Here is a 10627-nt window from a genome sequence, read left to right as displayed (position 1 = left end):
CTACCCGAGACCGCGTGGATCAACAAACCCGAAGACCAGCCAACTCACTCAACGAACCCCTGAACCAACCGCCCCGAAAAGGTTGACACCTTCCGGTGGGGTCCGCCGTCGCTGTCCGTCAGCCCTGCCGGGGACGTGGTGGCGTGGGTGCGGTGGAGAGGCGATGACAGGAGGCTGTGCGTCGAGGGCGTGGAACCGGGACGGTCGACTCAGTTCCGCACGAGCGTGTCCCGGTACGCCTGGCTCGACTCGCAGACTCTGATCTACATCCATGGTGCCCGCCCTCGCCTGCTCGATGTCGCGTCCGGTACCACTCGCAGGTTCGGCCCCGGGTTGCGGGACCACGTGCGCCGGGGCGTAACTGGAGCTACGGCCCAGTTGCGGGCGCTGGCCGAGCTGCCGGCCGATCAACTGTGGGAGTTCTATGACGACCTTCAGGTGGTAGGCGACGACGTGTGGTTCTCCGCCACGTTGGCCGAACAGCGGGGCTCGCGCCGGGTGGACGCGCTCTTCCGGGCGGATCCCGACGGCGACCACCTGAACCTGGTCGCGACCGTGTCGCCCAACGACCGCGTCGAAGGGTTCTTCGCTCTTCCCGATCGAAGTGCGCTAATCCTCATCGCGACATACGAAGGCACCACCATCGTCGACCGCACTCAAATGACCGTCGGACCGACAGCCGGGTTCCTGGCCTCGGGATGGTCCCCGCTCCTAGACAGCAAGCAAGCAGAATTCGGTTTCCACCGCCTCCCCGGTTCCCCCACGGACGTGTGACAGCGAACGCACGCTCATCGGCAGAAGCGTGCAGCTCCCAGTGGCAGCGCCGACGACCTTAACCGTCACACACCGTTACTCAGCGCGGGCAATATCAGCATCACGTGGGGTCAGTTATGGGCCGTCCTCGTGGAGCCCGCTTCGTCCGTCATAGCCACGGCCAGAGAAGGCCAGCAGCGGCTGCTACGGGCGGCCGATGACCGGCTGCACGTCGGGGCTGTAGGCGTAGTCGTCGTCCCAGGGGAAGCGGCCACGCGGGTCGGGCCAGACGACCTGTTGCAGACGGACCCGCTCGTCGCCGTAGCGGGCGAAGGCGGCACCCGGGTGCAGCGCGTCGACGGCGGCGCCGTCGACGATCACGGCGTCGTAGCCGGCGATGAGGTCGCTGACGCGCTGGCCGTGCCCGAACCGCTCGGCGCGGTCGTAGACGCGGCCTGCGAGGTCGTTGAGCAGGGCCTGCGTGTGGCGGGGTCGAGCCCGGCGATGAGCAACTCCGGGTGGTCGTGGGCGGTGAGGCCGACGGTGTAGGCGAACGGGGGCCCGTGGTCGGGGTCGTCGCCTGACGGGTGGACGAGGGTGACCAACCAGCCGACCCGGTCGATCATCTCGCTCTGGCGGCGCCAGAAGTCCTCCATGCCGGTCACGGGTCAACTCCCTCGGGCGGGGCGTTGTCGGGCTGGGGTGGCTGCGGCGGGTCGACCTCGACGAAGCCGAAGAGCAGTTCCATGAGCTGCAGCGTCTGGGTGCGGTAGCGGTCGGCGAAGCCCCGGCAGATCGCCGGCTTGGCCTCGGGATACAGGTAGTGGGGGAGGCTGTCGTGACAGATGATGAACGACTCCCGGCGGCGGGCTTCCGCGACGAGGTCACGCAGCCGGCCGGGCGTGAGGTGCATTCTGTTGCCCGCCGCGAAGATGCAGGTGTCGCACTGCCGTGACAGCAGCCGCGACTTGCCGAGGACGGGGTCGCCGACGCTGAGGCCAGCACTGCCGTCGGCCTCAAGGTCGGAGTCGGAGTCGGGCGGAGGACTCATGATTGCTCCTCTTCTTTTTCTGCGCGGTGCCGCCATGGCGCGGCGGCACGGTGGTGGGAGGTGACGGGCGGGCCGCGCCACGGTTCGCGGTGCGGCTGGGAGTGGATTGGCCAGGTGCCGGGTTGCGTGCGTCCCGCGGGCGCGTTGGCGAGGTCGAGGTCGGCCAGCAGCGGGGTGAAACCGTCCACCCGTGCGGCGCGGCAGACTGGCGGTGGTGGTCGTCGCTGTGGCATCGACGGCGCGGATGCCGCCCGCTTGGCCTGGCCGCTGGTGTCGGTCACGTGGTGAGACTCGTGTGCACGGGTGCCAGCCCGCCGCAGGTGGCCGGCGGCGGGCTGGCACGGACAACTGGGGTGGGCCTTGGTGTGCCGCGCGGGCTTGTTGGGGATCGAAGGGTTGGGTGGTGCGGCGGTTGCTGGGGGGTGGGGACCGGTCAGTCCCGGGTGACGGGGGTGTGGACGGGGAGCAGGAGCCGGTCGACCGGTGGCCAGCCGTCGGCGTCGGACTGCCAGGCTTCGGCGGCGTCGATGCTGGGGAAGGGTCCGACGACGGTGAGCTGGGCGCGTTCGCGGTCCAGCAGGACGAGCGCGACGCGTGCCGCGTCGAGGGTGGTGGTGCGGGCGGCTGCCGCGATGTCCGGCGGAACGGCCGTCCACTCGTCGTCGCCGACGTGCGGTGCGTCGGGGTCGTGCAGGCCCACCGGCGTGGTGGCGGCGACGTCGGCGTTGTGCATGGCCAGGTGGGGGGCGTAGTCGGCGGCGGCGGCGCGGCCGGGGATGGGGCCGTGCAGGGACATTGCGGCGGTGGTGGTGACGGCGAGCAGGGCGTGGGGCTGGTGGTCCTCGGCGCTGTCGAGCAGGGCGAGGCTGAACGCGTCGCGGCTGCCGATGTCGATCAGAGTGATCATGGTGGGGCGGCCGGTGGTGGCGTTGTCCCAGCCGACGACCTCGAAGTGGTCGCCGGCGAGGGTGAGGAACCGTTGGTAGGCGCGGTTGCGGGTGTCGAAGGGGTATCCGGTGTCCGGCATGGCGATTCTCCGGGTGTGGGTTCGCGGGTGCCCGTGGCCGCCCGTGGCGGGGGTCAGGGCGTGGGGGGTGAGAACTCCGAGCGCCACGAGCGGCCCGGTGACCTTGCGCGCCTCGTCAAGCGCCGTGTGGTGGGCGTCGTGGAGGCTGAGCACGAGGTGGGCCGCCGTGGCGGCGGTGTCCTCCTCGCGCGGGTCGGTTGCGGCGGCGGGGGTGACGTTGCCGAGTAGCGCGGTGACGATGCGCTCGTGGCGGTGCTGCTGGCTGGCGGTGAACCGGGTGGCGGTGGCGACGGCGATGAGTGCGGTCACGGCTGGCTGGTCGAGGTGGTGGTGCAGCTTCCGCCAGTCGACGGTGTAGCCGAGCCGGCAGGTCAGCGCGTCGACGGCATCGGTCACGCAGCTGGGCATGGCGTCCGTTCACACGGCTTCTGGCGGTGAGGGTGACTTCGTGCCTGCTGTCGGCGGTGAACGCCGTGCGCGCGTCGTACTCGGGGATGCGGGGGTGGGCTCGTGGAGTCGAGGGGGTCATCGGGCGAGGACGGATACGGTTTCGCCGAGCAGCAGGGGCGCCCCGTCGGGGCCCTTGATGTGGGAGTGGATCCAGATGCGGTAGGGCTGGCCGTCGGTGTTGACGAGGCGCCGCCAGTGCCCGCGCACGATGAACCTCACCCGGTAGTGCCACTTCGCCTCGCCGGTGGGTTCGGCGGCGGGTTTGGTGCGCCGCAGCATGACCACGCGGGTGTCGTGGCGGAGGCTGGCGCGCAGCGCACGCCGGCGGGCGGGCCGGTCCAGGGGCGGGTTGGCGACGGTGGCGATGGGTTGTTCCTGGATGCGCCAGAACGCGTAACAGATCGCCGCGACGGCCCGCATCCGCATCGTGGACTCGTCGACGCAGAAGCGGCCGTCGGGCGCGGACTCCCAGTCCGCGTCGACGGTGTTGGGTAGGTCGTCGTGGGTGGGGATCGGGGCGCCGATGGGGATTTCGGCGAAGGTGGTCAGCACGTAGGGGCCGAACTGGGCGGCGAGGTGCGGCGCCTCGGCCACCTGGTCGCGGCGGCGGGCGGCGGCGGGGTCGAGGGGGTCGTCGCGGTCGGCCCAGCCGGTGATCCACCAGCCGGTGCGCCCGCTGTCGCGGTTGTGGACCTTGGCCCAGGTGATCGCGCCGATGGAGGTCACCTGGCCGTGGACGCCGCGTTCGTAGATCGGTTCGGGCAGGAGCAGCACACCGGCGTGGCTGGGCGCTGTGTCGTTGCCGATGGTGTCGCCGGCCAGGTCGAGGGCTTGGGCGGCGGCGGCGATGATCGCGGTCATGGCCGGGGCGAGGACGTACGGTTCGCCGTCGCGCCACGGCTGGTGCGCGATGCGGCTGAACGCGTCAAGGACGGTGGCGCTGTGGGCGTTGTTGTCGTTGACACGGGATTCCAGCCACGCCCGCAGGTACTGCGCGGCGAACCAGCCGCGGGAGTATTCGGTCATGCGCAGGCGCAGGTCGACCGCGGCGCGGGCATAGCCGGCGAGGGTCTTCTCGGCCCGGAAACTCATGGTTCCTCCAACATGCTCGGGGTCCGGCGACTCGACTGGCCGCCGGCGTGGGGGTAAGGCGGGGGCGAGCCGGCGTCACGCGGCGCGCGGCAACGACCTCGTCTGCTGCGCCGGCGTGGCGGGCTGGAACCAGCCGACGAATCGGGTGGCCGCGGCGGCGACCGGCGCTGCCACCCGTGCCCGGCCGCGGGCCAGCAGCGTCGGCCGGCTGGCAGCCCGGCGGGCCCGCTGGGCGTCACGTGCGGGCGGGCACGGGTATGCCTCGCCGGTGCAGCGCAGGTTCGCGCAGCGGTCCGGCCGTCCGGGGTGGGGTGGGTGGGCGGCGGTGACGTCGGCGGCGAGCAGCCACAGCAGAACGTCGGTGACGGTGCGGGGTACGGCGCGGCGGTGCGGCTGGACCATTCGCGTTGCCCTTCGTAGGCGGTGTCGGCGCGGGATGGCCGCCGCCCCGGCCAGCGGTGTGGGGATGCCGCTGTCGGGTCCGCCGGGGCGGCGACCGGGTGCAGTGACGCTCGACTTTCCGGACAGATCAAGTCGCCGCCGCCCGCTCCCGAGCACCGGGTGCGGGTCAGCCGTCGCGGTGGATGAGGAAGCAGTCGGGTGCGGCGGGGTCGTCGTGGCGGTAGTCGTCGAGGCGGTGGTCGTAGTGGGCGGGCTGGCCGCGGTGCCGGCAGCGCATCGGCACGGCCGTGTCGAGGTCGGCGCCGTCGTGTCCGTTCGTGGTGTGGTCGTGCGCGGCGAAGCCGCACGTGCCGTGCGTGCAGAACGGGCGGCCGGGTGTGCGCAGCCGGGCGACGACCAGGCCCTGGACCGCGACGGTGACGTCGATGCCGGGCTGGGTGCCGTCGTAGGGGACGCCGGCGGTGATGAGGTAGTCACCTGTGTCGAGGTAGCGGTGCAGGTCGGTGAACGAGCCGATGCCGGCGGGGACGAGGCCTTCGCTGATGTCGTCGTCGATCGCGGCGAGGATGCGTTCGGCGAAGCGTCGTACCTGCTCGGCCCGGTCTGCCGTGGCCGGATGGTGGGGTTGGTGGTGGGCCAGCCAGATCCGGGCCAGGGCCCGCAGGTGGGTGATGTGGGTGCCGCGTTGGGCGGTCAGGGCGTCGTAGCGGGGTCCGTGGGCTTGCAGCAGCCGATCGGGTTGATGGTGGGCGCCGGCTCGCCGGGGCCGGCGGTCAACGCGCGGTGGACGTGGGCGAGGTGCCCGGCGATGGTGTCGGCGCAGCGGGCGAGGTCGGCTTCGGTTGCGGTGAGGGCGTGGCAGGTGTCGGCGATCGCGGCGGCGAGCACCGGCAGCGCGCCGGGGCCCTGTCGGGCGGCAGCCAGAGCGTCCTCGGTGAAGTCGTGGCCGGTGTACTTGCGGACAAGGTGCAGCGTCGCGGGGGAATCTCCTCGAGGGTGTTGGCGGGTGACCGGCTTTGCGGGGTGGTGGGCGGGCGGCGCGGTCACCGCAGGTCGGCCGGTTCGGCGGCGGCGGTGTCGTGCTCGCCGGGGGTGGCGTCCTCGCGGGCGTGCCTGTCCCAGTCGATGTGGGTGTCGTGGCCGCTGGCGGTGAGGGCGGTCTCGATGGCGGCCTCGGCGGTGTCGAAGGCGTCCTCGCTGCTGGGGGCGGTGACCTCGACGGTGATCGGCAGGGTGAGGCGGACCTGCCAGCGGCGGGGCAGCCCTGGGAGGTCCAGGGCGTGGAGGACGCGGTCGGCGGCGTCGATGTCGATGTCGTGCTCGCTGGCCGCGTCGCGCAGCGCCTGCCATACCTGGCGGCGGAAGTGGGCCAACGAGTCGGCGTCGCCACTGGCCGCAGGTTGCGGGGGCGGGAGCGGGCTGGTGTGGTCGCGCAGGTAGGCGTGGATCTGGGTGGTGGTGTGGGTGACCCATCCCAGCGGGGTGGGCTGGTGCGGCTGGAACGCGTTCCAGGCGTCGCGGAGGACGGATTCGAGGGTCGGCGGGTACGGCATGGCCTCGGATGTGGTCATCAGGGCTCCTTCGTGGGCGCACGTACCTTCCCCGCCATCCGGCAGGGCGGCGGGGCAGGTACGTGCGTGGGTGGTCAGTGCTGGTGGGTGCGTGTGCGGCTGACGCGCACCTCGTAGGTGTCGCCGGTGACGGTCAGGTGCAGCCACCTGTAGCCGGTAGTCACGGCGGCGCGCAGGGTGGTGATCAGCGGAGTGGGCTGTTCGGTGAGGTGCAGGTGTTCGGCGAAGTCGTCCCCGCCGAGGTCCGCATCCCGGCGGTGGCCGTCGGTGTCGGGGTTCCAGCCGTAGGCGTAGACGACCAGGCTGGAGTCGGGCCGATGCGGGTCGTCGAGGCGAGGGAGGCCGCTGGACATCAGGTAGGTGCCGTGGTCGTGGACCCACACCAGCGCGCCGGGGCAGGCGACGCCGTCTTCGTGTTCGGTGAAGGAGGGCGCGTGCTCGTCGGCGGCGACGGCGTGCTCGGCCAGCCGCAGCGTCTGGGTCAGGTCGAAGTAGAGATGCAGAGCCATGGCAGGGGGGCGCCTTTCTGGGCGTCGCGGGTGCTAGGGATGGGGCCGAAGGCCGGGACGTGGGCCGGTCATCGGGTGGTGTCGCCGGTGGTGGTGCCGAGGCCGAGGCGCGCGCCGATCGCGGGACCCTGGTGGACGGCGGCGACGGCGTCCGGGAGGTGGCGGCGTTGCCAGCCGTGCAGGGCGGCGTCGAGGTCCGCGCGGTACTTGCGGTGCTGCGTGAGGGCGGCGACGAGGCCGGCGGCTTGTTCGATGCCGTTGTTCGCGCCGCGGGCGGTGTGGGGCCGTACCGGGGCGAGCGCGTCACCGAGGAGCACGGCGTGGCCGCGCCCGAGGGGCCACACCATGCGAGTGGGTGGGTCGATGTCCATCACCGGCACGGCCATGCGGGTGGCGGTGGCGTGCACCGTGGCAGCGTGCTCGGCCGGCAGGAGCTGCTGTGCCCGGGTGTCGACGTGGGCGCGGGCGGCGGGGCTGACGTGCTGCGGGAGGGCGAATACCCGTCGGGTGGGTGGGGCGCCGAACCGGTCGGTGTATTCGGCGGGGCTGGCGTTGAGGTAGAAGGTCCAGTCCAGGCCGCCGGGGACCGGGGCGACGTTGTACTGGCAGCCCGGGCCCGGTTCGAGGCGCAGAAAGTCGCGCAGGCCCGGGGCGCGCAGGTGGGCGTGGCCGCGATGGGCGATGTAGCCGGCGTAGCGCAGGACACGGTCCGGGTCGAGCAGCCGCCGGCCGGCCGACGACCGCCCGTCGGCGAACACCACCAGGTCGCAGGTGGCCGTGTGTCCGTTGGTGAAGTGCAGCGCCGGCTGGCCGGTGGGGGCGTTGAGTCCGGTGACGCGGTGCGCGGTGTGCAGCAGCCCGGCGGGCAGGCGGCGGGCAAGCGCGGTATGCAGCAACGTCCAGGTGGTGTTGCGGCCCGGGTAAACACGCCGCACCCTGGCGGCCGGGCGGCGGTGGCGTACGGGGATCTGCCAGATGGTTTCCGAGTCGTGGGCGACGAACTCGTCCTGGCCGATGCCGAGCCGGTCCAGCACGTCCAGGGCGGCGTGTTCGAGACCGATCAGACCGCCGGTCAGGTTGGCGGTGGCGGGCGTGGCCTCGTAGACGGCGACGTCGTCGAAGCCGGCCTGGAGCAGCAGGAGCGCGACGACGGGGCCGGTGAGGGAGCCGCCGATCACGGCGATCTTCGGCTGGCGGATTGTGCCGGGCGCGCCGGTGGCGGGGCGGGCGTGGAAGGTGTCGGTCACCAGGGTTCCCTTCGGGTTGTGGGAACCCGGGCATGACCGTTCGGCCGTGCCCGGGTGAGCGCGGGATGCGCGGGTGGCCGGGCAACGGCCAGTGGCGGTGCGAGCAGGACAAGCGCGGGAGAAGCAGGTCCTCTCACCGCGACAAGCAGGTGGTGATCAGAGCGGTCGGTGTCGCCGCTGCGGCGACGGGTGCCGGCGGTGAGGCTGGCGGTTGGTTCAGGCCCGTTCGAGGGCGGTGGTGGCGGCGTCGGCGATGTGGCCGATGGCCTGCACCGGGTCGGCCACCAGCAGGGTGGTGGTGTCGGCGAAGGTGTGCCCGTCGAGGTCGGTGGGGCGCAGCCACAGCACCGGACAACCCGTGCGGTGCAGGGTTGTGATGAGCCGCTGGGCGGGGTTGATGTCGGGCAGGTCTCCGTCGGAGACGACTGCGAGCATCCGCAGCCGGCCGGGCTGGCGCAGCTGCAGCAGCTGATCGGCGAGTTTCACCGCGTTGGTGAACGCGGTGCTGCCGCCGTCGGCGGCGAGTTCCAGCACGTGGGTGGGGTGCTGCCGGGGCGGCACGAGCAGGGTGACGTCGCTGCCGAAGGCGATGGTGGCGGTGACCGCCTGGTTGCTGCGGGCGGCGTGGGCGAGGATCCACCCGGCCGACGACATCGGCGCCGCCCAGGGGTGCATCGAGAAGGACGCGTCGACGATGACCCCGAGGTGCAGGGTCGGCTTCGGCGGGGGCACCTGACGGCGGCGCTGCCAGGGTGTGGCGGTGGGCATGGCGCCGGCGGCGATCTGCGCCTGGGCGGTGATGGCGTGGCGGGTGCGCAGCCGTCCCGGCGGAACCGGGCTGGGCCGGGTGGCGGGTTCAGGTTGGTGGGTGCGGGCCCGTTGCAGCCGCGCGGCGAGGGTGCGGGCGGCGGCGCGTTCGGCGTCGGTGGGGTCGCGGCGGGTCCACGTCGCGGGCGCCGAGTGGCGGGCGCGGATCTGCTGGTCGCGGTACTCGGCTGGGGTCAGGCCGGCGGTGTGGGCGAGGTAGTCCGCGAGGGCCTGGGCGAGGATGCCGGTGAACACACCTGCGTCCGGCACGGGTGGGTGCGGCTGCTGGTGGGGGTCGATGCCGAGGATGCGGCACCACTGCCACGCGAGGTCGACCATCTGGTCGGCGTCGGTGTCGTCGGTCAGGTGCACTTGTCGCCACACGTCGCGCAACTGCAACAGCCGCTTGCGGCCGAGCACGGTGGTGACGGCGGCGCGAACGCCCTTGATGTCCTTGGCGGTGATGATCCGGGCGTCGACCCGGGCCAGGAGAAGCCCGGCGAGGTGACCGGCGTGCCACGCGTCGTCGACGGGCGCGTCGGCGGCGTGCAGGAGGGTGGTGACGGTGTGGCGCAGCCACCGGCGGTCGCCGCGCCGTCTGCCGCGCTGCCGGTTCTCGGCGCGGGACTCTTCGAGGAGGTCGGCGACAGCGGCGACGACCGGCGGGGTGCCGGGCGGTGCTGTCCACTGGCTGTGGGCGGCGTGCGCAGCTTCGTGCACGAGCAGCCCGTAGGCGGTGGGGACCAGTTTCTTGTGGCCGGCGCGGCGGGGGTTGGCGACATCCGGGACGCCGATGTGGGTGGCGTCGACCTCGATGCGACGGGCGTCGGGGTAGAAGCAAGCCGGTGCGCCGCCGCCCGCGCCTGGGGCGACGGCGACGGTCAGGTCGGTGCGGCCGGTCAGGACGGGGATGTGCCTGGTCCAGGCGTCGCTCCATTCCCGCCAGTCAGGGTCGTACGCGGCGGGCACGGTCGGGCCGGGTTGCAGGTGAGTGCGGGGATGAGGCATCAGTTCTCCTTCGAGGGGTTATCGCTGCTTGCCGAGGGTCAGCGCGGTGATCTCGGTGCCGAAGTGCTGCCGCAGGGCGGCGAGGACCTGCTCCCGGTCCTCCTCGGGGGCGCGGCCGGCCAGGTTGGCGACCGCAGCGGGTAGGCCGAGGGTCTTGCGGACGCGGGCGAAGCCGAGCAGCTCGCGCAGCTGCGGCGCCCACGTGACGCGTCCGGCGGCCAGGTCGGCGTTCAGGGCGACAGCGACTTGCACGGCGGAGGCGGGGACGCCGAGGTGGCGGGCGAGGTCCCAGTCGGTGGTGACCTCGATGTGCACGTCGAACCGCGACGCGAGGGCCTCGGTGAGGATGGCGCCGTGGACGCCGGGGTTGTGGCCGGCGATGACGTAGAACCCGTCGACGGCCTCGACGCGCTCGTTGCGGTAGCCCGGGATGGTGATCATGCGGCGGCCGTCCATCGCCGGGTAGAGGACGGCGAGGACCTTCGGCGCGATGAGGGTGGCGTCGTCGACCAGCAGCGCCCGGCCCTCGCGCATTGCGGTGACCAGGGGCCCGTAGACGAACTCGAAGCCGCCGTCCGGGAGGGGGATGAAGTTGCCGAGGAAGTCCTCCACGATGGTGTCGCCGGTGCCGGCGATGGTGAGCAGGTCGGGGAAGGCGGCCTCGACGAGGGCGGTCTTGCCGGTGCCGGGCGGGCCGTAGAGCAGCACCG

12 protein-coding genes and 1 pseudogene are annotated in these 10627 nt (G+C 72.6%); 1 reads left to right on the top strand and 12 read right to left on the bottom strand.

The genetic code is table 11. The features are described 5' to 3' along the window. Positions 1–225: 225 nt before the first annotated feature. A complete protein-coding gene (locus AB0I41_RS33565; RefSeq protein WP_357115084.1) occupies positions 226–774 on the top strand; it encodes a hypothetical protein in 549 nt (182 codons plus the stop codon). A gap of 183 nt (positions 775–957) precedes the next feature. Here the strand turns inward: AB0I41_RS33565 and AB0I41_RS33560 are convergent. The 12 genes and pseudogenes from AB0I41_RS33560 to AB0I41_RS33505 form a co-directional block, all read right to left on the bottom strand. Next, positions 958–1379 (bottom strand): annotated as a pseudogene (locus tag AB0I41_RS33560) (DUF4262 domain-containing protein). Between the two features lie 35 nt (positions 1380–1414). Beyond that, positions 1415–1804, bottom strand: a complete 390-nt coding sequence (locus AB0I41_RS33555; RefSeq protein WP_357115082.1) for a hypothetical protein — start codon at positions 1802–1804, stop codon at positions 1415–1417. Further along, positions 1801–2085, bottom strand: a complete 285-nt coding sequence (locus tag AB0I41_RS33550; RefSeq protein ID WP_357115080.1) for a hypothetical protein — start codon at positions 2083–2085, stop codon at positions 1801–1803. The genes AB0I41_RS33555 and AB0I41_RS33550 overlap by 4 nt, the downstream gene beginning before the upstream one ends. 152 nt (positions 2086–2237) lie before the next feature. Beyond that, positions 2238–3227: a hypothetical protein gene (locus AB0I41_RS33545; RefSeq protein WP_357115078.1), complete on the bottom strand. Its 990-nt coding sequence runs from the start codon at positions 3225–3227 to the stop codon at positions 2238–2240. A gap of 129 nt (positions 3228–3356) precedes the next feature. Next, positions 3357–4373, bottom strand: a complete 1017-nt coding sequence (locus AB0I41_RS33540) for a hypothetical protein (protein ID WP_357115076.1) — start codon at positions 4371–4373, stop codon at positions 3357–3359. Between the two features lie 75 nt (positions 4374–4448). After that, the gene (locus AB0I41_RS33535) at positions 4449–4775 is read right to left on the bottom strand and encodes a hypothetical protein (protein WP_357115075.1); all 327 of its coding nucleotides are present in this window, start codon (positions 4773–4775) and stop codon (positions 4449–4451) included. 693 nt (positions 4776–5468) lie between these two features. Next, a complete protein-coding gene (locus AB0I41_RS33530; protein ID WP_357115073.1) occupies positions 5469–5822 on the bottom strand; it encodes a hypothetical protein in 354 nt (117 codons plus the stop codon). Beyond that, on the bottom strand, positions 5819–6346 hold the full coding sequence (locus tag AB0I41_RS33525; RefSeq protein ID WP_357115071.1) for a hypothetical protein: 528 nt from the start codon (positions 6344–6346) through the stop codon (positions 5819–5821). Before AB0I41_RS33525 ends, AB0I41_RS33530 begins: the two co-directional genes overlap by 4 nt. 74 nt (positions 6347–6420) lie before the next feature. Then, a complete protein-coding gene (locus AB0I41_RS33520; RefSeq protein ID WP_357115069.1) occupies positions 6421–6855 on the bottom strand; it encodes a DUF3085 domain-containing protein in 435 nt (144 codons plus the stop codon). 68 nt (positions 6856–6923) lie between these two features. Further along, positions 6924–8102, bottom strand: coding sequence for an FAD-dependent monooxygenase (locus AB0I41_RS33515; protein ID WP_357115067.1), 1179 nt, complete (start codon positions 8100–8102; stop codon positions 6924–6926). Positions 8103–8318: 216 nt separating this feature from the next. After that, complete coding sequence (locus AB0I41_RS33510) at positions 8319–9917, bottom strand: VWA domain-containing protein (protein WP_357115065.1); 1599 nt, start codon at positions 9915–9917, stop codon at positions 8319–8321. An 18-nt stretch (positions 9918–9935) separates the two neighbouring features. Continuing rightward, the coding region (locus AB0I41_RS33505) for an AAA family ATPase (RefSeq protein WP_357115063.1) at positions 9936–10627 on the bottom strand (692 nt) is incomplete at its 5' end.

This window comes from Micromonospora sp. NPDC050200, from assembly GCF_040656135.1.
In the GTDB taxonomy this organism is placed as follows: Bacteria; Actinomycetota; Actinomycetes; order Mycobacteriales; family Micromonosporaceae; genus Micromonospora.
The sequence above is the reverse complement of the archived record's forward strand: the minus strand, read 5'-3'. Positions and strand labels throughout refer to the sequence as shown.

What these genes read in the sequence shown, in the direction of transcription:
- AB0I41_RS33555 (WP_357115082.1), bottom strand. Translation starts at nt 1,804, where the DNA reads ATGAGTCCTCCGCCCGACTCCGACTCCGACCTTGAGGCCGACGGCAGT.
- AB0I41_RS33540 (WP_357115076.1), bottom strand. Translation starts at nt 4,373, where the DNA reads ATGAGTTTCCGGGCCGAGAAGACCCTCGCCGGCTATGCCCGCGCCGCG.
- AB0I41_RS33535 (WP_357115075.1), bottom strand. Translation starts at nt 4,775, where the DNA reads ATGGTCCAGCCGCACCGCCGCGCCGTACCCCGCACCGTCACCGACGTT.
- AB0I41_RS33525 (WP_357115071.1), bottom strand. Translation starts at nt 6,346, where the DNA reads ATGACCACATCCGAGGCCATGCCGTACCCGCCGACCCTCGAATCCGTC.
- AB0I41_RS33520 (WP_357115069.1), bottom strand. Translation starts at nt 6,855, where the DNA reads ATGGCTCTGCATCTCTACTTCGACCTGACCCAGACGCTGCGGCTGGCC.
- AB0I41_RS33510 (WP_357115065.1), bottom strand. Translation starts at nt 9,917, where the DNA reads ATGCCTCATCCCCGCACTCACCTGCAACCCGGCCCGACCGTGCCCGCC.